The sequence below is a fragment of the Alteraurantiacibacter buctensis genome (assembly GCF_009827655.1).
Classification (GTDB): domain Bacteria; phylum Pseudomonadota; class Alphaproteobacteria; order Sphingomonadales; family Sphingomonadaceae; genus Alteraurantiacibacter; species Alteraurantiacibacter buctensis.
This window is the reverse complement of sequence record NZ_WTYV01000001.1, coordinates 22,791-47,628: the sequence shown is the minus strand read 5'-3', so window position 1 is coordinate 47,628 and position 24,838 is coordinate 22,791. Positions and strand designations below refer to the sequence as shown.

The window sequence follows — 24,838 nt, the reverse complement described above, 5'->3', positions numbered from 1 at the left end:
CGCAGCAGCGATCCGGTTCATGAAGGGAGTTACGACGATGAAGATGCTGCTTGCTTGTGCCTTGGGACTGGCCTGCCTGACAACCGCAGCCGGTGCCGTCGATACATTGCCTGAGGAAACGGCGGCCCGCGCCGAAGAGGCATTGATCCTTGCCAGCCCCATCGCCGGCATCGAGAACCGCCTGTGGTTCGACTACCGCATCAACGTGACGGAGGCGCAGAAAGAGCTGACGTCGGATCTGCGGCGCGCCAGCGATATCGAGGATCGTCGCGACGCCTGGGAGGAATACGCGGTGGAACTGCGCCACGAGCGCCGCCACTATATCAAGGAAATGGCTGAGCGCGGCTATCGCGGGACCGTGACGATCGAGGGCTGACGCGAACCTTCCCGTGCGCAATCAGGAATTCAGGGGGTCGGTATCCGTCGGCCCCCTTTCCTCGTAAGGCACGCGAGCACGGCGCTAGTCGTGCCAGCCGCGCTCCTGCGCCGCCCGTTCGGCTTCGGCATCCAGCGCGCCCCCGACTGCCATGTCCTGCGCACGGGCAAGGACATCGGCCACCGACGATCCGGCCTGCTGGTATTCGCCCTGGCTGCCGGTCGCGCCGCCTGCCTGCTCGACCAGGGCCCAGCCGGACCCGTCGTTGCAGGCGATGCCGCTCTGTCGGTCCGAAGCGTAAGCACGGCAATAGTCACCATCGTCGCGGACGAACGACAGCAGCACGCGGGTCTGCGCGTCAGGGTTCTGGTTAGCGACGAGCTGGCTGGTGAGCACGGTGGCCAGTTGGGTGTCGGCATAGACTGCGGACGAATTGCCGCCGCTGCCGGGGACCAGCACCGCAATCAGCAGCGATGCGGCGAGCGCGGGACCGGCAACCCAAGTCCAGCGCGGCAGGCGTGTCCGCTGGCTGCGCTCCTCGCGCGCGGCGGCAAGGTCCGCCACCGCGGGTCGTGGACGTAGCAGGGCGGTCAGCCGCTCTGGCGGGTCCTCGGCCATGATCGGCGCAAAATGCCCGGCCAGCCGGTCCTTCACCAGCCGATGGGCGGCCAGCCGGCGCGCCAGTTCTGGGTCGGCCGCCACCGCCTGCTCGACCCGGGCGGCGTCGGCAGAAGTAAGCTCACCGTCGGCAAAAGCGGCCAGCTCGTTTTCGCTGATGGTCATGCTGATTGCTCCAGTATGGCGAGCAGCGCATCGCGCCCGCGCACCAGTCGGGAATTGAGGGTGCCGACCGGACAGTTCACGATCTCCGCCGCCTCGCGATAGGAAAAGCCCTCGACCATCACCAACAGCACGGCCTCGCGCTGTTCGGGCGGCAGCATAGCCAGCGCCCGATCGACATTGGCCAATTCCACCTGAGCTTCCTGTGCGCCGTCGGTCCCGACTAGCAGGCCCGCCTCGTCCACCACGAAGGTCTGATTGCGCCGGTTGCGCGCCCTTTGCTCGTCAATCCAGATATTGCGCATGATCCGGTACATCCAGCTATCGATCCGCGTGCCCGCCTGGAACTTGTCCCGGTTGGCCAGCGCCCGTTCAATCGTCATCTGGCACAGGTCATCGCCATCCGCCGGGTGACCGGCCAACCCTGCGGCAAAGCGCCGCAGCCGGGGCAATGCATCGAGTGCCTGCTGTTCGAAAGTGGGGTGCAGAGTTCGGTCCTTTCCCGGCTTTCAGGGATTAAACGACTGGCCAGCTTCGTTCCATCCATGTCTAATGCAAAAAGATCGGATCCCACGAAGAATGCGCGTCCTTCTAGCCATTGTCCTCTCGGCAGCCTTGGGTTCGGCGGCAGGGCCAGCCGGGGCGCAGCTGGCCTTGCCGCGTGTTGACTTGCCGGGCGCGGGCCACGTGCTCGATCCACTGGAAGGCGTGACAGGCGCGATTGATGAGGTGACGGCGGACAGCGTCCGCGATCTGCTGCGCCTGCAGCAGCGGACCCTTGCCCGGTTCGTTCGCCAGAACCGGCAGAGCGTGGAACTCGACCGCTCCGGCCAGCCTGCCCGGCGGGGGGAACTGCTGCTGATGGACCTGGACGATGCTTCGGCGGCGGCGCTGGCATCGGAAGGATTGCGGCTTCTCGGCCGGGAAGAAATCGAGGGGCTGGACATCGCGGTCACGCGGTTGGCCCTGCCATCCGGCATGAGCCTGCCTGATGCGCAGGAGCTTGCCGCGCGGTTGGCTCCCGCAGCCGTGGTGGCACCCGATAACCTGCACTTCCAGAGCGGGTCCGCGCCCATCGCCGTCCTGCAGCGCGCCGCCGCCGCACGGGCGCAGCCCGGACCGGCCGTGGGCATGATCGATGGTGCGCCGGCCGACAGCCAAGGCACCTTCGTTTCGCGCGGCTTCGCCACTGGCGCGCCGACTCCCAGCAACCATGGCTCGGCAATCGTCCACCTGCTGCAACAGGCAGGCGTGCGCGATATTCGCGTGGCCGATGTCTACGGCACCGACCCGGCAGGGGGCGGGGCGCTCGCGATCGCACGCGCGCTCGGCTGGCTGGTCGCCGGCGGCAGCCGGGTAGTCACGATCAGCCTGGTGGGCCCGCGCAACCCGGTGCTGGAGCGGGCTGTCACAGCAGCGGGAAGGCGCGGCGTGGTAGTGGTGGCAGCCGTGGGCAACAATGGCCCGGCGGCACCCCCGGCCTATCCGGCATCCTATCCGGGAGTGGTCGCCGTGACGGGGGTCGATGGGCGCAACCGCGCGCTGCTGGAGGCAGGCCGGGCCCTACACCTCGACTATGCTGCGCCCGGTGCAGACCTTTTCGGGCGCGATGCGCGGGGCCGGCGGGTGCGGTTGCGCGGCACCTCCTATGCGACCCCGCTCGTGGCTGCGCGGATCGCGGCGGCGCTGCGCCAGTCGGCCAACTGGCGCCGCACTGTGGACGAAGAGGCCCGCGACCTTGGCGCTCCGGGCCCTGACGCAAGCTTCGGGCGGGGGCTGGTATGCGGGACCTGCGGCCGCTCCTGACAAAAAATTGCCGGGCGATGAATTAAGCAGACGAGCCGATCCGTTTTCCTGATGTGCGGTCCAACGATGGCCGTTCAGTCAGGAAAGGATCACGAGATGAAAAAGCTTCTTATCGCCGCATCGGCCATAGCCCTGTTCGCGGTTCCTGCGCAGGCCCAGTTGCTCGGCGGCTCGGGCGGTCTTGGCGGCATGGTTGGCGGAACGCTGGGCGGCGGGTTCGGTTCGATGGGCGGCACGCTCGACAGCGTGAGCAGCAGCATCGGTAGCACGCTGGATGCCAGCGGCTCGACCTCGGGTGACCAGCAGGTCGATCGCCGTTCGGGCCGGGTGCAGGCCAACCGCCGGGCCGATGCCAACACCTCGGCCAGCGTGGCCCCGCTGGTTGACAACCCGGTCGCTCCGCTGAGCGGCGAGGCGAGCGGATCCGGCAGCGCCGCTGGCCAAGGCAGCGCCGATGCGCAGCTAATCGGCACCGATGCGGTGGCGGGCTTGGCAGGCCAGACCAATGGACAGGTGCTGGACGCAGCTTCGAGCGGGCAGGCGGTTGCTGCCGGTCTGGTCGCGAGCGCGCAGGGAACTGCTGGCCAGGCAACCGGGACGGCGGTTCCGCTCGCCGGTTCGGCAACGGGTTCAGCTACCGGCACGGGTAATGCGGCCGGCTCGATCGGCACTGGCTTGGGCAATTCCGCGCTGGCGGTGGCTGGCAGCGGTGCGGCAAACGGCACCGGCGCCTTTGCCGTAGCACCTGGCATGGACGTGTTCGGGGCCGGTGGCGAAAAGATAGGCGAAGTCCGGCAGGTGGTTGCCAACTCCCAGGGAACGGTGAGCGAGGTCGTGGTGCGGCAGGATGGTCAGAACGTCACCTATCCTGCCGCCGCGCTGCACGGCAGCGGCTCGGCGTTGTACGCTGGCGAAGGCGATGCCGCGGTGAACTAGACGAAAGCGTTGCGGGGGGTGCGAGCAAGCGCCTCCCGCGATTTCGGAACGTCCGGATTTCCGGACCTTGAATTTGAAAGCAGAAGGTCGGCAACCCTCCCAATTGCAGACTTAGCTCGGGGAGCACGGCAGCGACTGCTTTCAGGATATCACTGGAAGACGGTTAACGTCTGCAGTTAGGGTGGAAAGCGAAAGCCGTGGTGCCTAACCTGCAGGGATTTCTGATCAGCCGCCCTATCGCATCGGGCGAATTGATCCGGTTTTTGGTCCGCTCCGATCAGATGGAAAACGCGTAACCATGGCGGTGGACGAAACGAGACCGTGCCGCCTGCTTTATACTAGTAAGGCCGCAGGGCGCGCTACTGTCGGCAGTCAGGCCGATCCGGCGGTAATTGCTGCACAATCTGCCAACAAAAACTCAATACAGGGCATTACCGGCAGTTTGCTCCTGATAGTTCGGTGTTACATCCAGATCTTGGAGGGGCCAACGGCCAATGTCGAAGAAACGTTCGAGAGAATTTGCCGAGACTTCCGGCATCGCGAACTTCAACTGGTCGACATGGTGAATGTGAAGGAGCGACTCTTCCCGGAGTGGAGCATGGCCTGTATCGGAGGAAGCGAGCAAGCTCGACTGGCGATGCGCGAGGAGCTTGAGGAAATCAGATTTTTGACCGGGGTGAATGCGACTCATGCTGCCGAACAAATGAGGACGTTGCTTGATCGCGGGGTTAGCTAGCCTTGGTTAGTCACCCTTACCGTGAACCTAACAGGTCTTTCCATCAGACTGGACAGGTATCTGCAGCTAGATATCTAGGATAAGCGATAGTGGTGAGGCAGGATGCGGCTTTAGGAACTATCGTGAGACGGATTTAGGTTATCCCATCTGTCGGCCTGCCGCAATGTCGAGAGAGATGGAATTATCGGGCTACAGCGCTAACCAACCCGGCGGCGGGGGTAGACGCCGCTTGGCGGAATTGGGCAGGGACGCCCAGATGTCCCGACACTTGCGAAGCGCGTCCTGCTCCATCGCGGCTTCGCGGCTGCGAGTCTCGAAGTCGGCCCCCACCGACGGCCTGAAGGAAATATATTGATGCAGCGCATCCAGATAATCGGTTACAGAAGTCATGGCTTCGTTCGACCGAAGCTACCCGATTGCGACACGACATCGTCGATCAAGATGTCGCACTCCAAACCGAGTGGTAGGTAACGGAGATCGACTCCCTTGATGCCTTCCTGTTTAGTTAGCAGCCGCGTGCCCATCCCCACCCGGGAGGGGGCATGGACCGGCGGCCCCTCATGCTCTTGCCAGGTAATCTTCAAAGTGCCGTTCCGGGCGAGCGTCCAAGATATTGAAACACGTCCAGATGGCGTCGAGAGCGCGCCATGCTTAGTCGCGTTGGTGCACAACTCGTGCAGGCACAGCGTCAATGGTACGCAACTCTCTGGAGGCACGAGCACTCCCGGCCCATACAGTGTAAGATTACCCCCATCGAAGAACGGTGCACAGGCTTCGGATACCAGATCGCGCAGGTTGCAGCGATTTTCAGACGAAAGGCCCATCAGCCTGTTGGCCCGCCCCAGTGCCCGAAGCCGACCACCGAAAGCGACCGGGAAATCGTTTGCCCCCGCATGCCGCAACGTCTGCGAAGCGATAGCCTGGACCACGGCGAGCGTATTACCCACCCGGTGCTGGAGTTCCTGGTTCAAGTAATCTGCTGAGGTCTTGGCAACTTCGAGATCCCGAACAGTCCGGCGCAGGGTGTCCGCCGTTGCCACCACGATCACGGCGGAGAAATAGAACGCCAGCAGCCCGGCAAGGCTGCGCGGGCTTGTCAGTGGCTGGGGGGGTTCGGGTAGGAAATAGGCTCCGATCACTCCCGCCATAATTGTCGCCGGCAAACCCCACCGCCAGCCCAGCAACAGGGAGATGATGAGCACGGCAGGGAAATATCCGACAAAGACCAGATGCGGGATCACCTGCCAGGTGAGCCAGCGGAATAGCGTCGCGGCTCCGATCATGCCGGCGGCTATGGCGATGGATGTCTGGGCGTTCCTGTCAGCGATGATCGCACGGCGGATGGCGGGAAACCGAGTCAATGCGACCCCTCTCAGGTTGTCCCGACCATTCCCCGGTGCAATTTATAAGAACCCCAATTTGCATTTGTCCAGCAGCACGGGCGGGGCCTGATACCGTGTCATACTCGACGATGCCCCTTCGGGTTGCTGTGCTGGTCCCTCACCGAAATGAGGAGCGTGGCGTGCCATGGCATCCGCAAGAGGCCCACGAAACGATCGACACGTAATGCTGGCTCGCCAGTTGGCGACCGAGGCGGATGATGCCCGGATGATCGCGCTCCTGCGGCACCTGCAAGATTCGATCCCGCTAGCGGACGAGCGCGGCGGCGTCGATTAGCCCGGACCCCAGCGGAACGGCCTGACACCGCAGCGCTTGCATTTCGTTCGCGACACCGCGTTGTCGATCAGGTGCCCGCCGCCGCGCGTCAGGCTAGCGTCCAGAACCTTCGTGGTTCGAGCAGCACCACGCGGTTGCAAGCGTGCTCCACCCGCAGTTGATGGCCCGCGCGGATCAGCTGAGTTAACGACTCGTGGTGCTTGGTTGACATGTTCGCGTAAGAACCGACGCGGATCTATTGATCAAGGGGGCCCGCTTACTGCCTGCAGCGCCCGTGGTTGACGATATAGTCTAGCCATAGCCACGACATTGGCGGCCCACGGCTAGGTTCCGGACAGCAGCGTTTCGGCTATGGGTTCAGGCAGCCAATCGCGCCCCATTACGGCCATGATGCTTCACGCTGTACAGAGCCATATCAGCCGCGTCGAAGAGAGCTTGACGGTTACCTTCAGGGGGCATCGTTGCCACTCCGCAGCTGATCGTGACGTTCATCAAACGCCGATCCGTTGCAAATATCTGTGTCTCCTCCACGCATTTGCAAATGCGTTCGCAGGCGGCCAAAGCGATAGCTGGTTCTGTACGGAATAGGATGGCAAACTCGTCTCCACCAATTCGGCCCACCACGTCTTCCTTGCGGGTGTGCGCGCCGATAATGTCCGCGATCACCGCCAAAGCCTCGTCGCCGGAAGAATGCCCGAACGTATCGTTGATGCTCTTGAATGAGTCCAAATCAATCAGCGCCAGACTGAGCGGGCCGGAAGTTTGGAGCAAATGTTCAAACTGTCTCTCAAATCCAGCCCGGTTCAGGACTTGGGTGAGTTCGTCCGTAAAAGCGCGCCGCTGGAGGTCCTCGGCCCTCACGCGCTGCATCGTGACGTCACGGAAGGTAACCACCGAGCTACTAAGGCAACCATCAAGGATGATCGGCGCGATGCTAACCTCGACCCATGTGCGCCGGGCGCGTGCTAACTGAAATTCTTGTGCGTAGGGTGCGGAACGCGCCGCGCACTCGCTGGCATCCACCACCGCAAAGGGGATGCCCAGGCGTTGCGCCAGTTCGACCAGCGTGCACCCGACAATGTCGTCGGAAGCCAAGCCTAGCAACGACTTGGCGGGACCGACACAGAACTTGCAACGCCCCTCCGCGTCCAGGCTGAGAATGACTTCCTTGCCGTGCTTGAGAAGCTGGCTCAGCATGTGTTCCCGCTCGGCCAGTTTCGCCATCGCATCGCCACGTGAAGTTACGATCGCCGCGACGAGCAGTCCCGTTGCCAGCAGCAGGCCCAGATAAATCTGGAAAAAGGTTGCCTTGCGAAAATCATCGACTGCCAGGAGATCCAGCGGGCCATAGTCGCTCATCATGGTCGCGGTTGCGACTAACGCCACGATCATAATGGCGACAGTGACGCCGACCCTGCCAAGCCAAACCGCCACCATCACCAAGGCGCAGACCGGTAAGAAAAGCAAAGGCACGCGTTGCCACGAGAAAGCGGTGTAAACGATAAGAGTAAATACTGCGAGAAGCCCCGCCATATTCTGACGCTGGGTAGCGTTGAGCTGGCTGAAGGAAATCCTCAGGCTTCCATCGAAGAGACCTCTGAATAGAGGGGTGCCGACCAGAAATCCCAGGGAATTGCTGGCGAACCAACGGATCATCGATGTGTCATAAGGTTGCTGGTAAAGCCACCAGGACACGAGCGAACCCACCGCTGCCCCGCAAAGGGGTGCGACTAGCCCGGCCCAAAGAAAGAACCGGCTCAGCGAGCCCGCACTTGCGAGCGGGTTTGCACCGCGCGACCTGACGAGTGTCCCGGCCAAAAGCACCTGTCCGGCATTGGCCATGCCATAAAGGATGTGTCCCCACTCGAACCCACGCGTGATGTCGTTCGCCAGATGGTTGGCGATCACGATCGCGATGATCACAAAAGGCCAGTCGCGGCGCGGCAACGTCAATAGCGCTGCCAAGCCGACTGCGTCAGCTAGCCAGATGGCCGCATGATTGTGCCCGTTGCTTGATACGAAAATTGTAGCGATGGCGATGGGCGCATAAAGAACGCCCACCCCCAAGGCGATCTGCATCGTTCTTATTGGTTCTGACAGGTTTTTGCCAAACTTCCCCATAGCGATTGGATTGTGGTGGAAGCTGGTTAATATCAGGTTCCACTGCGCTATCCGTTGGCAGTCAATCAAGCCGGCTCGGGATCTTGCATGTCTCGGCTTCGGATAAACAATGCCCCGTGCGATCCGATTCAGAGACGCAGCCTCTGTTACGACCTTTCGCGCCGCGATGGCGATGCACAGATGGTTTCAATTTGCGCAGTCGGTGGTCAACCAGATAACGGTCGATCAGGGTGTGAAAACTTCGGGACCCTCAGCCGAATGTGCACCCTCTTCGACGAAGGTTTCATCGAACGGAAAACTTCCCGTCACCCAGGCTCCCAAGATTCCCACCGCGCAAACACAAATTGCTATCAATAAAAGCCATCGCTTCATAACATCAGGTTAGCGATCCTCAAAAAGTTTCGCAATATGTTGAAGTGCACCCCCTTTTAAGGTGCTGAACGATACATCATCGCAATCACGTAATCGGCTTTTCGCGTCTTCAGGGGGTCATCATATTCAATGGAAACGGAATCCTGATGTGGAGCGTCGCCCGAAGTTGAAGCAACTTCTGATGGTGGTCGCGATGATCTGTGTGGCGCTGCTCACCGAGTCTTTGGTGCTTCCCTAGCTTGAGCTGCCCTATCGGGGCAGGCTCCACTTGCCGCTGTCGCGGAACACGTCCTGCCGGCATCGAACACACCGCGTCAGGCACGCGCCGTCAAAGCGCACGCGGTGCGGTTCGATCCGGTGGCCCAGCAAACGACAAGTGAGCTGTCCCGCCATTCTATGCCTTCGCCCGCATGTCGAGGTGCCAACCCTCAATATCCCGGACGAAGGGCTGGTGGCAGCGCGCGCAAGATGTCTTGAAGGAATCACCATCATGCTTCACCCGCCAGCGATTGATCCGATGTCCGATAAGGCGGCAGATCAGCTTGGACACCATGGAACCCCCTAAAGGTCGCTGAGATAGCAAGTTCTATCAAAAACCTGTTTACGTCAAATGGCTTACCTCAAACCGTAGAACAACTAACCAAGCAATGAGATAGCCATTTGTAGGGGTCAGACTAGACGCAGGTTGCGACCTTATCTGGTCGCTTGTATAAGCCTTCCCGCTGCGGCGGGCGTGGTAACCCCTGCGTCCCACTGCCCGTGGGTGAGAAGGTATCCCCCAAACGATGCGTCTTCCCGCCGCAGCACAAGGCTTGAGGGTTTGCCTAAGTGCCGCTGTGTGCTTTGCGTTGACACAGTCTTTTCATTACCTGTTTGGACCCAATGGGGCTTTCTGGATCTCCTTTTGTGGGATCGGGGAGAACGCGCACGAAGTGACCTATCCTGCACCCTCAAAGGCAGCGGTCTGTTAATATTTGCCGGCAAAGCCAGACGATGGCGAACTGAGCGATGTGGGGAGTAAGCGTGCGCCCCCCTTTGTTTCCCTTTCCTATTGCCCACCAAACCCTTTGCGGGTCATTGCGCCCCAAGATTGCTGCTTGCGCAAGTACTGCCACCAGCCTTGCAACCGCCAAAAATTGGATAGCTGCCGGTAGCCGAAGTTCTCTGCTACAGCGACCAGCCCAAGAACCGCAAGTTCATAAGCGCGGGGGAAGCGGTGAAGCTGTATTTCCTCTAATATCAAAGTGGCAGCACTAATAAATATGCCGAAGGTGAAGGTGATCGCCAGGAATGCCAGCAGCCATGGTAGGGCCAACAATCCCACTGTATAGAGAAGTGGGATCAGAAGGTAGCCAACTACTTCGATAAGCGGGCCAAGGACATCCACCAGCAAGATCTGGCCAAATCCAATCAGACCGATCCGGCCGTACTTCGGGTTAAAGAGCATGTCCCGATGCTTAAAAAAGCACTCCAGAGAGCCGCGTTGCCACCGACTGCGCTGACGACCCAGGACCTGCAGCGTGTCCGGGCATTCGGTCCAGCAGACCGGTTCGGCGATGAAGTCGACCCTATAGGGCTGCCCGGAGTCGCGCATGTAGCGATGAAGCTTCAGTACGAGCTCCATATCCTCTCCAACGGTTCCATGACTATATCCCCCAACAGCGACGACCTGAGCCCGGCGGAACAGGCCGAACGCTCCGGAGATGACTGTGAGGGCCTGCATTTTACCAAGAGCCAAGCGGGCCATCAAAAACGCTCGGAGGTATTCGACGATCTGCACGAGCGCCAGAAAGTTGGTGGGCAGGCCGATGAACGCGATGCGGCCGGAATCGACCCGGCACCCGTTGGCGATGCGAATTGTCCCGCCTGCGGCCACGGTAAGGTGCGGAAAGTCCACGAACGGACGCACCACGCGGAGCAGCGCGTCGGACTCCAGGATTGAATCGGCGTCGATGGCACAAAACAGGGCGCTACGGCTCACATTGATGCCAGCATTCAGCGCATCGGACTTGCCGCCGTTTTCCTTATCCACGACCAGCAGCCGGGGGAGGGTAGGCGATGCGTAGAAAGCCCTGATAGGGGCATGAGTGACCGCGTCGTCGCTATAGCGCTCCACCTTTTGCAAGCCGAATTCAGATATCACTTTGGCCAAGGTTCCATCGCGCGAGCCATCGTTGATCACGATCACTTCGAAGTCGGGATAGTGCAGCGCCAGCAGCGAGCGGACGCTTTCGACGATTGTCAGCTCTTCATTGAAAGCGGGCGCAAGGACCGAGATTGTGGGGGCCTGATCCGAATAGCGTCGCCACAGAGTGGCCCCTCGCGGAATGGGAGGCCGATCCGACAAAGCAACGCCGGCATACGTGAGAAGCACAATGTATAGGGCCGTCTGCAGGAGCCCGGTGACGATTACTACCGAGGCGATCGCGCTTGCCGAGACGATCATCCACTCGCTGGCCCAAGCCGGAAAGACGTGGTTCACAGCAACTGTCTTTCGGCTAGGATCGCATTGGCGGCATGGCGAGCGGTCGCCGGGCCGGATGCAGCAGCCCGCACCAGCTGGTCGCGCCCGGCCGCACCGCTTGCTGCGAGCGCTTCGCCAGCGCGGAGCCGTACCCACCAATAGTCGTCGTCAAGCAGATCGGACAGGCGGCCAAGAAGGTCCGTCAGGCCGATCTTACCCGCTGCGTCGGCGGCTGCGGCGCGCACCTCCCACGAAGGGCTGGAAAGGCCGGCAGCGACAGCGTCACGGGCACCGGGGTGGCCCATCTGTCCAAGGGCGCGGTAGATGCGCGGTTGAAGTGCTGGATCCCCACTCAGCGCCTCGGCGATCCAGGTGACCAGCGGCGTCGTTTCCACTAGACGGCCCAGTCCCAGCGCCTCGGTCGCGGCGACCTTGGTCTCGCCAGCTATGCCGGGAAGTGTCAGGAGTGCCTGAACGGCGTTCGCGTCCGCCTCGGCCAGGTCACGCATTAGGGACACGACTAGTAGCGATCGTTCCGTGGTGCCGATACCCAGCTTCTGCGCCAGAAATGCGGGGGAGGGCGCAGCATTGTTTTGCGCTAATGCCAATGCCGCGCCCAGTCTGACATCACGATTGGGATCGTCCAGGGCAGTCGCGGCGAGCGCCTGGCCTTCTCCATCGAACATGGCCAGCGCTTCGGCTGCCGTCAGTCGATCCTGAGCCACGCGGGAGTGTAGCCGCCTGCCCAGAACGGCGATCACGCCCATGGCCGCGGCACGTTCTAGCAGGTGCATGCGGTCAGAGCCGCGCATGAGTTCCGCCAATTCGATGGTAAGATCGCCGGCTATCTCGCTTTGCGCCCTGGTAAGCTTGCGGGTCGGCGCATGTCCGGCAAGCAGGTGCGCAGTCAATTCCGAGCGCATGGTCCGATCGCGCCCCAACCGGCGGGCTTCGTGTATCCGTGCCAGAAGAAGCAAGGTAAGCGCGAACAGCGCCATGCCCGAAAGTGTGAGCGACACGTTCCATAGGGCCAGCAGGCTGGTCATAGCTCCACCTTGAAGCCGATCCGGAAATCGGTGCGGTCTGCACCTGCTTCCCTCCACTCCTGCGCTGCTGATAGCATCAGCGAAAGGGTTTCACCGATGGGCAGTTCAGCGCCTCCAAAAACGTTGCTGACATTGGAGACCACTCCCAGTTCCGTATCGGCACCGCGCGCGAAGCCCCCGAAAAGCCGGTATCTTTCAACAGGGGCGTAGTCGACCCGGCCCAGCCACCCCAGTCGCAGATGATTGTCGCCCTCGGCAATCAAACCGGATACGCGTGCGGTCACCCACACTCGCCCATCCGCTAGATACTGCACAATACTCGGGCTGACGGTCGTGACGGCTTGGGTCGGAAATTCCTGATGTCTGACGTCGGCGGTTACGACGGTCGCGTTATTGCTCTGAGCCAGGCGCCAGTCCGCCCCCACGCTGACAAACGCCTCGGGCCTGAAGCTGGCGTTTGGGGTGGCACCAGCCTCCATCCGCAGCCATGTATCCCGACCGAATTGGCGGGTCAGACCACCGCCCAGTTCCACGTCTTCCAAGCCAAACCGGCGATAATAGGTTCCGCTGCCGGAAATCGTTGTCCTCGGATCGATCGACGTCGCGAAGAGCACACCTGCGTCCTGCCAGTTGGTCGCCGGCCCCTCGACTAAGCTGATGCCGCCATCAATCGACACCTGGCTGCGCAGGCTCGGCAGATCACTGCGTCGCGCAGCGATTTGCGCAATGCCCTCGCGGGCATCAGCATAATCGGGGGCGATTGTAAGGACGGCGGCAAACTGACTTTCGGCCTCATCCAGCCGGCCAAGTGCAAGAAGGGCCAGCCCCAGTTGTAACATGGCATCAACATCGCCGGGATGGCTCGCCAACCAGCGATCGAGTAGCCGGATAGCTTCTGCTGGCTCGCCGGCAAGGCGAGCGTCTCTCGCCTGCATGTAAAGGTCTGGCTCCTGCCCACTCGCCGGCAAGGGGGCGGCCAACACCAAGGATAGTAAGAACAATTTGGTGCTTCTCGCCGTCATTTCACCAACCGTCCTAGGCGCGCCAAGAGCTCTTCGGGGATGAACGGTTTCACCAAATATTCGTTCGCGCCGAGTTCCAGCGCTCCCACAACGTCCTTTTCGCTGCGTCGTGCGGTCAGCATGATGACTGGTATATCTGCAATATCTGGATTGGCGCGGATCCGGCGCAGGACTTCAAATCCGTCGTGGATGGGCATCATGGCGTCCAGCACGACGGCAGCGGGTCGTTGAACTTGAATACTCGCGAGTGCTTCGCGCCCGTCTTGTGCCACCGCGACACGGTAACCGCGTCCCGTAAGGCGGAACTGCAGCAGTTCAATTAGCAAAGGCTCATCGTCTGCGATCAGGATGAGCGGCCCATCAGTCATCTTTGCCCTCCGGCTGGTGGATGGAGCCGAGTTCGAACAGTTCTTTGGCGAGCCGGCGGCCTTCCGCCGCCAAATCCGCTGATGAGACCTGTCGATCGGCCAGATCCTCCACCTGCGCCGCGCGCTCGCCCAGATCAGGAAAGCCGACCATGCCAGCAATCCCGGCGATCTTGTGCGCGACATCTACAAGTGCGGACCGATCGCCCTCGATTAGCGCCCTTTCTAAACGCAATGCCCGGTCCTTTGCCTGACGAGCAAATGATTCTCGCATCCGCAAAAGAGCCTCGTCAAACGGCGTCATTCGAGAAAAGAACGCACGGTAGTCGCCAGCGTCATCGGGTCGAACGGCTTTTTCAAAATTCCCGCCGCGCCGCGCCGCATGAAATCGGCCGTTTCGCTGGCGTGAACCCGCGCGGTTATAAACACCACGGGAATGTGCCCCAAGCAGGGATCGGTCTTCATAAGTCGAAGGGTCGAGGGACCGTCGAGTCCCGGCATCATCACATCCAGGAGGACAATATGTGGAAGCCATTCGCGTGCGGTTTCCAGCCCATCGCGGCCCGATGCGCAGCAGCGCACGTCAAAGTCGGGGTCGATCTCCAGTGCCATGCAAGCGACCTCCCGAATATCAGGTTCGTCATCGACATAAAGCACGCGAATCATGAATTTTCCTCTGCGGAATGCGGCTTCTGGCCTAACAATCCGTCGATTGCTGCAACCAGTCCGTCGAGACTTGCTCTCGACTTTATGAACACGCCTTCGACTTCCGCCGTAACCGACTGATCGGTGTCCTGTGCTGTAAATACGAGGATATGCGCACCCTGCCGGCGCAAGAGTGGCAGTAGCTCATGTCCCGAGCCATCTGGCAGCGCAAAATCCACGATCGCTACATCGAATCTGAAATGCTCGAGGATACCGCGCGCTTCCTCGAGCGTCTTTGCCGACTGCAGGCTGTAGCGACCGGCCAGCGCGTTTTCTATCAAATCAAGTACATCCGGATCATCTTCGACGTGCAGCACGCTGAAGTCTGACTGATCCGAAATGCTGATGCGCCCCACGTGAGCATGGCGCGGCAGATCGACGTGGAACGTGGTCCCCTGATCCTCCACGCTATCAAAACTGACTTCTCCACCTATGCGATTAAGGATTTCGCGAACTATCGACAGGCCAAGACCGGTGCCGCCCTTTTTTCTGCTGTCGGTAGCCTCGGCCTGCGCGAATTTGCCGAAGATGCGTGTGGCAAATTCGCCCGGGATGCCGGGCCCCCGATCGGTCACATCGATACGCCAGCGCCGGTCTAGCGAAGTTACCGAGATATCTACCGGTTCTCCGGGGAGGGAAAACTTGGCGGCGTTGGAAAGTATGTTGGTCATAACCTGCATCAACAGGTCCGGATCGGCCATTACGAATGCATCATCCGTTACCGGCCCAAGTTCTAGGGTGACGCCGAATTGCTGCGCATATCCAATGTTCGCCTGGACGGCCTGCGGTAGGAAGCTCCGCAAAGACACGGGCTGGAGCTTGATTTCCATCCGACCCGATTCAAGCTTCTCGAGGTCCAGGATATCGTTAATGAGGCGAACCAGTCGGTCGCAATTGTCGCGCGCAATCTGGATCAGGCGGGCGGCCTTTTCGGGGATTTCACCTGCAGCGCCGCCGGCTACCAAGCCCAGGGAACCGGCAATGGATGTCAGCGGCGTGCGCAGTTCGTGACTGACAGTGGAGACGAATTCGCTCTTCATCTGTTCGACTCGCTTCCGCTCTGTCGTATCGCGCACGATGGCGACAAATGTCGTTCCGGTTTCCAGCTGCACCGGGCTGACACCCACTTCGCAAGGGAAAAGGGTGCCGTCTTTACGTCTACCTAGCAACTCGAAGGTGCGCTCGGTGCTTTCCGATCGCCTTAGGAAGCGACGCAAAAAGCTTTCCTTGAATCCTTTGTCCGGAGCGATCTCGAAAAGAATGCCGATATCGCGTCTGATAAGTTCGTCGGTCCGATATCCGGTCATCTGGCGGATAGCCGGGTTAAGGGACTCTATTGAGCCACTTGTATTGATAGTGACGACGCCTTCGTAGGCACTTTCAAGTATGGCAACCTGCCGCGCGCTAATCTCGCGATATTTGCTCGCGGCTTCACTCCGCAGGCGCATAGCCCGTGCGGTGATAGCGATTGCCAGTAACAGGATGCAACTCAGCGCTACGAAGATCGCCGAGACGATCGTTTCGACACCGTCGCGCGAGCTCCGGAACGCAATTATGCGATCGTTCAGGCGGTCCTGTTCACTCTCTTGCAGCCGATCGATGGATGTCCTTATTTGGTCCATCAAATGCTTTCCGCGTCCTTCGCGGATCAATGCGATTGCGTCGTCGCTGCGGCCTTCCAACGTCATGGCGATGGTGCGGTCGACAAAGTCCAGTTTTTGGTGAGAGAGGTAGGCCAGTCTCTGAAACTCGGGCGATCGGCTTAAAATTGTGGCGATCCTTGCTAGACTGTCGTCCAATCTGGGACGGGCTGTTTCATAGGGCACCAGGAATTCCCGGTCCTGCGTTATGATCAAGCCGCGTTGGCCTATCTCCAAATCTTGATGAAGCGCCAACAGATCGGTTAACTCGGCCCTTATGCGATGGGAGTTTTCTACCTGCGCCGCTATTTCGTCTCCTTGACGAAACTCTCGCATTACTAGAAAAAGAGACAGCGCCAAGGCGCATGGTGCAACCAGAACGAGCGCGAAACGAAACGCGCTAGCCTTTGACATTTGTCTTACGACCCGCGCAGATTGGAGGGGAACACGTTGCATCGCGCGGACCATAAACGATTATTTTTTCTGGCCAACTTGGACATGTCGCAATCGCAAATTTGCGGCAAAAAGCTCAGCGCGTCTGAAAGCATTTCCCCTTGGTGGGCCGCTTTGCCTGAAGGGCTCTGTCAGAGCAACGTGGCACCTTGCGTCGAGCCCAGTTAGCCGGAACTGATGTCGCGCAAATCTCGAGCCCTGCCGCCAAGCCCGTTTCGCCGTTTCAACTCGTCAACCGAGGTGATCCGCCTGGTGGCGATGATGTACGGGCGAGGCTTTGTCAGACCAAATGCACCACTAGCGTTTTAAGCCGGCGAGGGTAGGGCGCTGCGATGCCCCGACCCCGCAAACCAGCCAGCCCGTTTCGGTACTTCAACTCGTCGCCCGAGGTAATCCGCTTGGTCGTGATGATGTACGTCCGCTTCCCGCTGAGCTTGCGCAACGTTGAGGACCTGCTGGCCGAGCGCGGCATCGACATCTGCCACGAGACCGTGCGCCATTGGTGGAACCGGTTCGGCCCGCTGTTCGCAGCCGATGTCCGTCGCCAGCGGGTGAGCCGGATGAGAGGCTTCCGCCAGTGGAAGTGGCACCTCGACGAGGTCTATGTGAAGATCAACGGCGAGATGCATTACCTGTGGCGAGCGGTCGACCAGGAGGGCGAGGTGCTCGAAAGCTTCGTCACCAAGACCCGCGACAAGAAGGCAGCGCTGGCCTTCATGAAGAAGGCGCTGAAGCGCCACGGCTCACCGGCGGAGATTACCACCGATGGCCTGCGTTCGTACAAGGCGGCAATGACCGAGCTCGGCAACACCGAGAAGCAGGAGGTCGGACGCTGGGCCAACAATCGGGTGGAGAACAGCCACCTGCCATTCCGACGACGAGAGCGGGCGATGCTCAGGTTCCGACAGATGAAAAGCTTACAAAAGTTCGCCTCGGTCCACGCCAACGTCCACAACCACTTCAACCTTGAACGCCACCTCGTCGACAGAACGACCTACAAGATACGCCGCTCGGCCGCCCTGGCCGAGTGGCAATTGCTCATGGCCTGAATCGACGCTGGGGTAGGGCAAACTCCGCACATCGGAGACGAGTTGCGGTTAGACTGACAGCACCACTCCAACGCCTTAGCCGTCACGATATCACGCTGGCGCAGTTCAGCCATGAACTCGGCCACCTGCTTGAACGGCAGTGCCGGATGGTGCTTGACCCCCACCTTCGAGCGCTTGGGCAGCAGCAAGTCGAGGTGGCCACGGCCACGCGCAGGATTCTCGCCGTGGCGCAGGCCCTTCACTCTGGCGGCATCCAGCACGCGCTCTATCCGACCACGCACCCGTGAAGCGGTCTCGCGCTTCTCCAACCAGATCGGCTGCAGCACTTCCAGGATGTGCTCGGTTTTTACCTCCTCGATCGGCAGATCAAACATCGGCTTGGCGTAGGTAATCAGCGTGTTCCGCCACTGCTGGCGATGCTTCGGGTTCTTGAAGCCATCCTCGATGCTGTCGAGGTGATCGAGCGCAAATGCCCCGAACAAGACCTTTGGCTTCGCGGCAGCCTTGGCCTTCGCCTTTTCGATTCGTGGGTCGATGCCTTCAAGGATCAGAGCACGAACCTCTGCTGCTTTGTCACGCGCTTTGGCCAGCGTCACATCCAACGCCGAACCAAGGCCGATCTCGATGCGCTTCCCATTGAGGGTGCCGATGTAAAACCACGAACGGCCCGACTCCCGAACACGCAGGTACAGCCCGCCGCCATCGGACAATACACCAGGCCCGGCGTAGGCTGCCACCTGCTTTACGTTCAGTTTCGCTCGCGCGCGCGTAGCCATGATTTCGCGACTTTAACCGACACCTCGTAGCATTCAAGCCATAAGATAGGCCATAAATATGGCGGCGGTCTGACGTGAACTGATGCGATCCATCGCGGTCAAATTTTCATGAAAAAGCGCAGCCTAACAAGCGATTAGCTTGTTCTCAGTGGTTCGCTGCGGTTCGTGGAAATCCGGGATCTGGCGGAGACGGAGGTTGCAAGCGAAAAGCTCTAATGAATTGAATAAGCTAACGAAAAGAGGCGGTTCAAATGCCTCGCTCCCACAGTCTCTACCACACTCCCATGCTGCTCACAATTTGGGACACGATAATGGCGTTGTTCCTGCGGGGGGACCGTCCAAATTCTGCACCCGAGAAATCCGGTGGGAGTTGTGAAATGCCGATCGCGCCCATCCAAACGGGGATCGGGGGCGCTTGCATCGAAATCTCAATATTGTTGTGCTCGACGACATGCAAATCGAGGGCACCCTTAGTGAGGTCACCTGTGCGAAGGATATATTCCGAAATGCTGCTAGCTCACGATTGACGCCAATGCCGCAGCACATTGCGAACATAAGCAGGAGTCTCTCGATTGCGTGGGATGCCGCGAGCCCGTTCCACGGCTCCGGGGCCGGCATTGTACGCTGCAAGAGCAAGGTGAACTTGGCCGAACTTGTTTAGCATCTGACGCAGATAGTTGGCGGCGCCGTTCAAATTGGCCACTGGATCAAACCTGTTGGCCACACCCAGATCACGAGCCGTGCCCGGCATAAGCTGTCCAAGGCCTGCGGCACCAGCCTTGCTGACCGCAACTGGATTGTAGCGCGATTCAGTCCAGACCAATGCATCTAGGAGCCCGGGCGGCAAGGCATATCGCATTTCTGCGGCCTGAACGTGTGGCAGGTAGGTTGCACGACGAAACCCAGAAGGCCCGCCGTGGCTGATCGGCGGGTAATGATAGGGGAGGAGAACCCGACCGCCTTCGCTTTTCGAGGGGACAGGAGACGTAGCGTCTGGCGGTCGCTGCCAGGTGCCGTGTTCGAGCAACCGAAATCCGCTCGACCCTTCCGCTGCCGCTGGCTCACGCGCTTCGCCCGTGCCGCTTTCGAGGGCGGGCGGCGACTGCGCAAATGCCGGTGCTGCTACCCAGAGCACGGCCGCAATTCCTACGATCAGGCTGGTTTTCAGTGTCATATCTCGATCCTTTGCTAGTCAAATCGCGATGGAACATATATAGAACATTTACTGTAGGAAATGCGATTGATGACGGCGCAGAGCGGAGGCTGCGCTGGGGAGGGCATCCCAACCGGAGTAGATGCATGCCCCAGACTTTTGGAACTGAGCCACTCGAACGCCGCGCCCGAGAAATCGTCGAAAGCCTTCGCGGAACCTGGCGCCGAGGCAAGGGCATGTGCTGTTGCCCGGCGCATGACGACCGAACACCCTCGCTCAGTGTCAGCTTGGGTCGCAAAGCGATCCTGCTGCATTGCTTCGCCGGATGCACCAACGACGAAATCATCACCGCGCTGCGTCGGCACGGGGTTGGTGCCCGCGAGCTGTTCAGTGGGGCAGGCGCACCGCTGGTAGCACGCGAAGCGCCGGATCGTTCGGGCGGAAATGCACGCCGCTTGTGGCAGGCGGCTTGCCCCCTGGTTGGCACGCCCGCCGAGGACCACCTTGCCCAACGGGGAATCCACCACCATTCAGACCAATTGCGCTTCCTCGCCCGGACACCGCTCGGACCTCGCGAGCAGGTTCAATTCCTACCGGCCATGCTGGCGGCAGTTTGCGTCGATGTCGGCATCGTTGCCGTGCACCGCACCTTCTTCGATCCGACGAAGCGCAAGCTGGCGAGCTTCGAGCGACCACGGCGCGCCTTGGGAAGTCTTGGAACTGGCGCGGTCAGGCTTGCTCCTGCCGTGGATGGCCACCTGGGCCTGGCCGAAGGCATTGAGACTGCCCTGTCGGCCACGGCACTCTTCGGCATACCGTGTTGGGCGACGCTTGGTAACGAACGTTTCGGCCTGGTCTCGATCCCTGAGAGTGTACGCGAGCTCCACGTGTTTCTCGATCACGATGCGGGCGGCCAACTGGCCGAGAAGCGAGCGCGTCGTGCCTATGCTCAAGGGGACCGGCGCATTGTCATCCATGTGCCAGCGTCCGCGGGGTTTGACTGGAATGACGAGCTACTCGCCCGCCACGCGGAGAAGCCTTGACCACCGCGACAGAGGAAAGTGGGCGCTGGGCCAGATGAGGTCGGTGGACATGCCATCGCCTCGTCAGGAGGTTTGCCATGTCCACTTCATCGCCTGCGTTCTCGTTTGACGAACCCGTCCCGCCGATCGTCGTTTCCGCTGCGCGCTCCATTGCCGCAACGCTTTCATCCGGCACTGCGGTGTCGCGTGCCCATATTACCCACACTCTATGCCAATACTTTGGTGGCAGCGATGCTGAAGGGCGCTGGTCGGTCCGAGATGCCCATGCCGCGCTCGAACTGGCGCAGGTCTTATACCTGCAAGAGGTCGACGCGTTCGGCCTTACTGCGCTCGCAGCCAAGGCTGATGCCCTGTTCGCCTCGCTCGAAGCTCTTGTCCCCGGCCAAGCCAACCGCAGTGAAGAGCAGATCGCATGGCAGCAGTTTGCCACACCGCCGCGTTTTGCCTGGCTCGCGGCACGTGCCTGCGCCTTCTCGAATGGCGATCACGTCCTTGAGCCTTCGGCCGGAACGGGGATGCTGGCACTCTGGGCCGAGAAGGCAGGCGCAATCCTCGCGCTCAACGAGATCTCGCCGCTGCGGCGCGATTGCCTCGCTGCCGTGTTCCCGCAATCCCAGCTGACCGGACACGACGCGGAATTGATCGACGAGTTACTCGATGCCGCCGTTGCCCCGAGCCTGGTCCTGATGAACCCACCCTATTCGCACGGGATCGAGCGCGGCCACGATGGTCGGACGGGCGCGCGCCATCTGCGATCGGCATGGAACCGGCTCGCTGACGGCGGTCGGCTCGTGGCGATCATGCCCGAATGGTTCGATACTCCCAGCTTTCTCGCAACCATCAATGGACCTGTCGCGCTGAAGCTCAACGTTGTCATCGAGCGTGCTTTCGTCAGCCAGGGCACCGGCATTACAGCCCGCTTGCTGGTCCTCGACAAGACCAAGGCAACGACCCAACCGGTCATTGCCAGGTCGAATGACTTCCTCGAAATCACGGCACTGATCGATGCCTTACCGGCCCGCGCCGCAGCAAAGTCCAGGCATGAGCCTTCGCGCATCCCGATGCGCGCACCATTCCGATTGGTCGCGACCGCAAATCGTCCGCTTCCTGCTCCAATCAAAACTGCGACGGCACCGCAAGCCATCATGCCGCTGGCTTACCAGCGCCTCGAGACCCCCGCGCCCATCGAGGCGCAGGTGGGGCACTACCTGCCCTACCGGCCAAGCCGAATCGTTATCCCAGATGCGGCAGAGCATCCGACGCCGCTGGTCGAGTCCGTGGCCATGGGATCGATCGCAGCTCCCGTACCCCATACCATTCCTCAGCTTCCCGAAGGACTTCTCTCCAAGCGCCTGCTGTCTGCCGCCCAGGCCGAAACGCTGATCTATGCTGCAAATGCCCACGAGCGGGATCTTCCCGGGCGCTATGAAGTCGAAGACAAGGGGTGCTCGCTCAAGGCATCGGCCGAGGGGCGGGTCTACCGGCAGGGGTACTTCCTTGGCGACGGTACGGGCGCGGGCAAAGGGCGCCAGGTTGCGAGTGTGATCCTCGATCGCTGGGTGCGCCGCGAACGCCGCCATATCTGGATCTCGAAGAACGAGGCGCTCTTGGAGGATGCCCGGCGCGACTGGTCCGCGCTTGGTGGCCTGCCAATCGATGTGCAGCCGCTCGCGAGCTGGAGGCTCGGAACGCCCATTACCATGCGCGACGGCATCCTGTTCGTCACCTACCCAACACTGCGGTCAGGACGGGGCGACGCGACCCGTCTCGAACAGATCCTCGCCTGGGCAAGCGAGGACTTTGACGGCGTCATCGTGTTCGACGAGGCCCATGCCATGGCAAATGCGGCGGGCGGCGAAGGATCGCGCGGTAAGGTGAAGGGTTCGGAGCAGGGCGTGGCCGGCGTGCGGTTGCAGAACCTGCTGCCACGTGCCCGTGTGCTTTATGCCTCGGCGACAGGGGCGTCCGACGTCAATAATTTAGCTTATGCCACACGGCTCGGCCTCTGGGGTCCCGAGACTGCTTTTGCCAATCGCGAGGCCTTTGTCGCTGACATTCGTGACGGCGGCATCGCAGCAATGGAACTGGTCGCCCGTGACCTCAAATCGCTCGGGCTCTACACCGCCCGGGCTCTGTCCTTCGCCGGGGTCGAGTACGAGATCCTCGAGCATTGCCTTACTGGGCCCCAAGTCGCGGTCTACGATGCCTATGCGGAAGCTTGGTCAATCATTCATGGCAACTTGCACGAAGCACTCGAAGCCACCCGGATCGTCGATGCCGACAGCGGCGCCACGCTCAACTCCGGCGCCAAGGCGGCCGCCTTGTCGGTGTTCGAGGGGACCAAGCAGCGATTCTTTGCCCAACTGCTGTTGTCGATGAAGCTGCCAAGCCTTTTGCCCGCTATCGACGCTGCGATTGCCGATGGTAACGCAGTGGTCGTCCAGCTTGTTTCAACTGGCGAAGCCATGCTTGATCGTCGCCTGGCCGACTTGTCGGCTGACGAGCGCGAGGCGCTCGAGATCGACCTGTCCCCGCGAGAATATGTCATCGACTATCTCGTGAGAAGCTTTCCGGTCCGCCTGATGGCTGTCTTTACCGACGAGAACGGTAATGCCCGCTCCGAACCCATGAGCGATGAACACGGCGCACCCGTGCTGTGCCGCTCGGCATTGGCAGCGCGTGACCGGATGATCGAACAGCTCTGCGCCTTGCCGCCGATCGCGATCGCGCTTGATGCGATCATCGAACGCTTCGGTGTCGATCAGGTGGCCGAGGTCACAGGTAGGACCCGTCGCCTGATCATCGGACGTGACGGGCACCAAAAGCTGCATACGCGTTCTGCCCGCGCGAATCTGGCAGAGACGCAAGCGTTTATGGATGGGGCCAAGCGCATTCTGGTGTTCTCCGATGCGGGCGGAACAGGCCGTAGCTACCATGCTGACCTCGCAGCGAAGAACCAGGCGCGCCGGGTTCACTTCCTGCTCGAACCGGGCTGGCGGGCCGATGCCGCGATCCAGGGGCTGGGCCGGACCAATCGCACGAACCAGGCCTCGGCGCCGTTGTTCCGGCCGGTGACCACCGATGTGCGCGGCGAGCGGCGGTTCATCTCGACCATTGCCAGACGATTGGACAGCCTCGGGGCACTTACGCGCGGTCAGCGGCAGACCGGTGGCCAGAACCTGTTCGATCCAGCTGACAACCTCGAGAGCATCTATGCCAAGGAGGCGCTCACTCGCTGGTTTCGACTGCTGTTCACCGGCAAGCTCGAAGCTGTCGGCCTTGCGCGCTTCCAGGAACTGTCGGGTCTCGCAATCGAGGCGCCCGATGGTTCGATGGTCGATGACCTGCCGACGATCCAGCGGTGGCTCAACCGCATCCTGGCGCTGCCCATCGACCTGCAAAACGCCATCTTCGACGAATACCTGGGGTTGGTCGAGGCACGGGTTGATGCGGCACGGCAGGCGGGGACACTCGACCTTGGCCTCGAAACCCTTGCGGTCGAGGACTTCAACGTGCTGTCGGACACGCTACTGCGTACCGACGCAATGTCCGGGGCTACGACGCATCTGCTTGAGATTGAAATTGCGCGTGCGCTGAAGCCGCTGACCTTCGAGCGCCTCGAGGAGCTTCATGGCATCGGTGGCCAGCACCAGCGGCCCATGCGCAACAGCCGGTCAGGCCGCGTTGTCCTGTTGGTCCCTGCGCGCAGCCTGTTGGCCGACGATGGCACGCGTATCGCCCGGTTCGAACTTTTGCGCCCATTGAAACGTAGCCATATCACTGCGGATCAATTGGCGGAGAGCAATTGGGAACCCATACGCATCGACGCCTTCCGCCAAGCGTGGATCGCTGAGGTCGATGAGGCGCGAAACAGCCACAAGCGTGAACGGCTCTATCTCGCGACAGGCCTACTGCTTCCCGTTTGGGACAAGCTTCCTTCCGATTTCGTACGGGTAAGCCGAATATCGGCGAGCGATGGACGCTCGTTGCTCGGTCGCGAACTGCCCGCCCATTGCGTGCCGGAGCTGTGCAAGGCCCTCGGACTTGAACGCGAGCAGACGCTGTCGGCTGACGACATTGTTCAGTCGGTTCTCGCGACCGGGCGGGCGATGGAACTCGGCTCGCGCGAGCCGATGATGGTGAAACGCAGCCTGGTCAACGGCAGCCAGCGCCTCGAACTCACCGGATGGAGCGCGGCCCGCCTCGACTGGTACAAGGCGCAAGGCTGCTTCACCGAGATCATCCGTTACCAGACGCGCCTGTTCGTGCCGATCAACACTGCGGTGGACACGTTGGCGAAGCTGTGCCGGCCATGACC

20 protein-coding genes are annotated in these 24,838 nt (G+C 61.1%); 7 read left to right on the top strand and 13 right to left on the bottom strand.

Annotated elements, in window-relative coordinates:
- Window positions 1-37: 37 nt before the first annotated feature.
- Complete coding sequence (locus GRI99_RS00215; protein WP_237438043.1) at window positions 38-376, top strand: hypothetical protein; 339 nt, start codon at window positions 38-40, stop codon at window positions 374-376.
- 84 nt (window positions 377-460) lie between these two features.
- Here the strand turns inward: GRI99_RS00215 and GRI99_RS00210 are convergent, their stop codons facing one another.
- Both GRI99_RS00210 and GRI99_RS00205 read right to left on the bottom strand, forming a co-directional pair.
- On the bottom strand, window positions 461-1,159 hold the full coding sequence (locus GRI99_RS00210) for an anti-sigma factor family protein (protein WP_160770015.1): 699 nt from the start codon (window positions 1,157-1,159) through the stop codon (window positions 461-463).
- Entirely contained in the window at window positions 1,156-1,644 is a 489-nt protein-coding gene (locus tag GRI99_RS00205; RefSeq protein WP_160770787.1) for a sigma-70 family RNA polymerase sigma factor, read from the bottom strand. Before GRI99_RS00205 ends, GRI99_RS00210 begins: the two co-directional genes overlap by 4 nt.
- Before the next feature lie 199 nt (window positions 1,645-1,843).
- On the opposite strand from GRI99_RS00205, the gene GRI99_RS00200 reads away from it, so the two are divergent.
- The 3 genes from GRI99_RS00200 (at window position 1,844) to GRI99_RS00190 (ending at window position 4,634) form a co-directional block, all read left to right on the top strand.
- Entirely contained in the window at window positions 1,844-2,962 is a 1,119-nt protein-coding gene (locus GRI99_RS00200; protein WP_337192816.1) for a S8 family serine peptidase, read from the top strand.
- Window positions 2,963-3,058: 96 nt separating this feature from the next.
- Window positions 3,059-3,898, top strand: a complete 840-nt coding sequence (locus GRI99_RS00195) for a hypothetical protein (RefSeq protein WP_160770013.1) — start codon at window positions 3,059-3,061, stop codon at window positions 3,896-3,898.
- A gap of 298 nt (window positions 3,899-4,196) precedes the next feature.
- Window positions 4,197-4,634, top strand: coding sequence for a BLUF domain-containing protein (locus GRI99_RS00190; RefSeq protein ID WP_160770012.1), 438 nt, complete (start codon window positions 4,197-4,199; stop codon window positions 4,632-4,634).
- 386 nt (window positions 4,635-5,020) lie between these two features.
- Here GRI99_RS00190 and GRI99_RS00185 read toward each other — a convergent pair whose 3' ends face one another.
- From GRI99_RS00185 to GRI99_RS00145, 9 genes are all read right to left on the bottom strand, one after another.
- Window positions 5,021-5,995 carry a sensor histidine kinase gene (locus tag GRI99_RS00185; protein WP_160770011.1) on the bottom strand — a complete coding sequence of 325 codons (975 nt, stop codon included), beginning with the start codon at window positions 5,993-5,995 and terminating at the stop codon, window positions 5,021-5,023.
- 673 nt (window positions 5,996-6,668) lie between these two features.
- Window positions 6,669-8,390, bottom strand: a complete 1,722-nt coding sequence (locus tag GRI99_RS00180; RefSeq protein ID WP_160770010.1) for a sensor domain-containing diguanylate cyclase — start codon at window positions 8,388-8,390, stop codon at window positions 6,669-6,671.
- Window positions 8,391-9,852: 1,462 nt separating this feature from the next.
- A complete protein-coding gene (locus tag GRI99_RS00175) occupies window positions 9,853-11,286 on the bottom strand; it encodes a glycosyltransferase (protein WP_202392875.1) in 1,434 nt (477 codons plus the stop codon).
- The gene (locus tag GRI99_RS00170; RefSeq protein WP_160770009.1) at window positions 11,283-12,314 is read right to left on the bottom strand and encodes a HEAT repeat domain-containing protein; all 1,032 of its coding nucleotides are present in this window, start codon (window positions 12,312-12,314) and stop codon (window positions 11,283-11,285) included. Before GRI99_RS00170 ends, GRI99_RS00175 begins: the two co-directional genes overlap by 4 nt.
- Window positions 12,311-13,249 carry a YaiO family outer membrane beta-barrel protein gene (locus tag GRI99_RS00165; protein WP_160770008.1) on the bottom strand — a complete coding sequence of 313 codons (939 nt, stop codon included), beginning with the start codon at window positions 13,247-13,249 and terminating at the stop codon, window positions 12,311-12,313. Before GRI99_RS00165 ends, GRI99_RS00170 begins: the two co-directional genes overlap by 4 nt.
- Before the next feature lie 83 nt (window positions 13,250-13,332).
- The gene (locus GRI99_RS00160) at window positions 13,333-13,704 is read right to left on the bottom strand and encodes a response regulator transcription factor (RefSeq protein ID WP_160770007.1); all 372 of its coding nucleotides are present in this window, start codon (window positions 13,702-13,704) and stop codon (window positions 13,333-13,335) included.
- Complete coding sequence (locus tag GRI99_RS00155) at window positions 13,697-14,005, bottom strand: Hpt domain-containing protein (RefSeq protein WP_160770006.1); 309 nt, start codon at window positions 14,003-14,005, stop codon at window positions 13,697-13,699. The genes GRI99_RS00160 and GRI99_RS00155 overlap by 8 nt, the downstream gene beginning before the upstream one ends.
- Window positions 14,002-14,367 carry a response regulator gene (locus tag GRI99_RS00150; RefSeq protein ID WP_160770005.1) on the bottom strand — a complete coding sequence of 122 codons (366 nt, stop codon included), beginning with the start codon at window positions 14,365-14,367 and terminating at the stop codon, window positions 14,002-14,004. The genes GRI99_RS00155 and GRI99_RS00150 overlap by 4 nt, the downstream gene beginning before the upstream one ends.
- Window positions 14,364-16,382, bottom strand: coding sequence for an ATP-binding protein (locus GRI99_RS00145; protein WP_160770004.1), 2,019 nt, complete (start codon window positions 16,380-16,382; stop codon window positions 14,364-14,366). Before GRI99_RS00145 ends, GRI99_RS00150 begins: the two co-directional genes overlap by 4 nt.
- A 449-nt stretch (window positions 16,383-16,831) precedes the next feature.
- On the opposite strand from GRI99_RS00145, the gene GRI99_RS00140 reads away from it, so the two are divergent.
- On the top strand, window positions 16,832-17,548 hold the full coding sequence (locus tag GRI99_RS00140; RefSeq protein ID WP_160770003.1) for an IS6 family transposase: 717 nt from the start codon (window positions 16,832-16,834) through the stop codon (window positions 17,546-17,548).
- On the opposite strand, the gene GRI99_RS00135 is transcribed toward GRI99_RS00140, so the two are convergent.
- Window positions 17,494-18,324 carry a tyrosine-type recombinase/integrase gene (locus GRI99_RS00135; RefSeq protein ID WP_160770002.1) on the bottom strand — a complete coding sequence of 277 codons (831 nt, stop codon included), beginning with the start codon at window positions 18,322-18,324 and terminating at the stop codon, window positions 17,494-17,496. The two genes, GRI99_RS00140 and GRI99_RS00135, sit on opposite strands and share 55 nt — an antisense overlap.
- A 517-nt stretch (window positions 18,325-18,841) precedes the next feature.
- The gene (locus GRI99_RS00130) at window positions 18,842-19,498 is read right to left on the bottom strand and encodes a lytic transglycosylase domain-containing protein (protein WP_160770001.1); all 657 of its coding nucleotides are present in this window, start codon (window positions 19,496-19,498) and stop codon (window positions 18,842-18,844) included.
- Window positions 19,499-19,623: 125 nt separating this feature from the next.
- Between GRI99_RS00130 and GRI99_RS00125 the strand changes: the two genes are divergently transcribed.
- Both GRI99_RS00125 and GRI99_RS00120 read left to right on the top strand, forming a co-directional pair.
- Window positions 19,624-20,520 (top strand): DUF7146 domain-containing protein, encoded by an 897-nt coding sequence (locus GRI99_RS00125; protein WP_237438042.1) that lies wholly within the window; start codon window positions 19,624-19,626, stop codon window positions 20,518-20,520.
- 77 nt (window positions 20,521-20,597) lie between these two features.
- Window positions 20,598-24,836 carry a strawberry notch family protein gene (locus tag GRI99_RS00120; RefSeq protein ID WP_160770000.1) on the top strand — a complete coding sequence of 1,413 codons (4,239 nt, stop codon included), beginning with the start codon at window positions 20,598-20,600 and terminating at the stop codon, window positions 24,834-24,836.
- Window positions 24,837-24,838 lie beyond the last annotated feature (2 nt).

Excerpts from the sequence above, each read along its gene's own strand:
- GRI99_RS00215 (WP_237438043.1), top strand. The coding sequence starts at position 38 with ATGAAGATGCTGCTTGCTTGTGCCTTGGGACTGGCCTGCCTGACAACC.
- GRI99_RS00210 (WP_160770015.1), bottom strand. The coding sequence starts at position 1,159 with ATGACCATCAGCGAAAACGAGCTGGCCGCTTTTGCCGACGGTGAGCTT.
- GRI99_RS00195 (WP_160770013.1), top strand. The coding sequence starts at position 3,059 with ATGAAAAAGCTTCTTATCGCCGCATCGGCCATAGCCCTGTTCGCGGTT.
- GRI99_RS00190 (WP_160770012.1), top strand. The coding sequence starts at position 4,197 with ATGGCGGTGGACGAAACGAGACCGTGCCGCCTGCTTTATACTAGTAAG.
- GRI99_RS00180 (WP_160770010.1), bottom strand. The coding sequence starts at position 8,390 with ATGCAGATCGCCTTGGGGGTGGGCGTTCTTTATGCGCCCATCGCCATC.
- GRI99_RS00170 (WP_160770009.1), bottom strand. The coding sequence starts at position 12,314 with ATGACCAGCCTGCTGGCCCTATGGAACGTGTCGCTCACACTTTCGGGC.
- GRI99_RS00165 (WP_160770008.1), bottom strand. The coding sequence starts at position 13,249 with ATGCAGGCGAGAGACGCTCGCCTTGCCGGCGAGCCAGCAGAAGCTATC.
- GRI99_RS00160 (WP_160770007.1), bottom strand. The coding sequence starts at position 13,704 with ATGACTGATGGGCCGCTCATCCTGATCGCAGACGATGAGCCTTTGCTA.
- GRI99_RS00155 (WP_160770006.1), bottom strand. The coding sequence starts at position 14,005 with ATGACGCCGTTTGACGAGGCTCTTTTGCGGATGCGAGAATCATTTGCT.
- GRI99_RS00150 (WP_160770005.1), bottom strand. The coding sequence starts at position 14,367 with ATGATTCGCGTGCTTTATGTCGATGACGAACCTGATATTCGGGAGGTC.
- GRI99_RS00145 (WP_160770004.1), bottom strand. The coding sequence starts at position 16,382 with ATGCGAGAGTTTCGTCAAGGAGACGAAATAGCGGCGCAGGTAGAAAAC.
- GRI99_RS00140 (WP_160770003.1), top strand. The coding sequence starts at position 16,832 with ATGCCCCGACCCCGCAAACCAGCCAGCCCGTTTCGGTACTTCAACTCG.
- GRI99_RS00135 (WP_160770002.1), bottom strand. The coding sequence starts at position 18,324 with ATGGCTACGCGCGCGCGAGCGAAACTGAACGTAAAGCAGGTGGCAGCC.
- GRI99_RS00130 (WP_160770001.1), bottom strand. The coding sequence starts at position 19,498 with ATGACACTGAAAACCAGCCTGATCGTAGGAATTGCGGCCGTGCTCTGG.
- GRI99_RS00125 (WP_237438042.1), top strand. The coding sequence starts at position 19,624 with ATGCCCCAGACTTTTGGAACTGAGCCACTCGAACGCCGCGCCCGAGAA.
- GRI99_RS00120 (WP_160770000.1), top strand. The coding sequence starts at position 20,598 with ATGTCCACTTCATCGCCTGCGTTCTCGTTTGACGAACCCGTCCCGCCG.